Annotated in this window: 1 protein-coding gene; it reads right to left on the reverse strand. The window is 30.7% G+C overall.

Features of this window, described 5'->3' with window-relative positions; genetic code table 11:
* The coding region (locus tag UGRO018_RS17915; RefSeq protein ID WP_416327869.1) for a hypothetical protein at positions 1 to 217 on the reverse strand (217 nt) is incomplete at its 3' end.
* Positions 218 to 241: the final 24 nt, after the last annotated feature.

Consider the following 241-nt stretch of genomic DNA (forward strand, 5'->3'; position numbering starts at 1 on the left):
TTAGTTTTGTAAAGTTTGCAATACCTGTTAAGTTTGAGATAGTTTTTTCTCCAGTAACATCAATTGATGTTATATTTGCTATCTCTTCTTGTGTGATAACTCCATCTTTTCCATAATGTTGTTTCTTTAACCATTCTCTGAATCCTTCATCTGGAAAATTTTGTTCATTGATTTCTATATCACCTTCATTGTAAGTAATAGGTGCTGTTGTTTTCATAAAGGATGGTTTCATTGCAGATAC

The organism is Hoskinsella mucinilytica (genome assembly GCF_045223415.1).
Lineage (GTDB): Bacteria > Bacillota_I > Bacilli_A > Erysipelotrichales > Erysipelotrichaceae > Hoskinsella > Hoskinsella mucinilytica.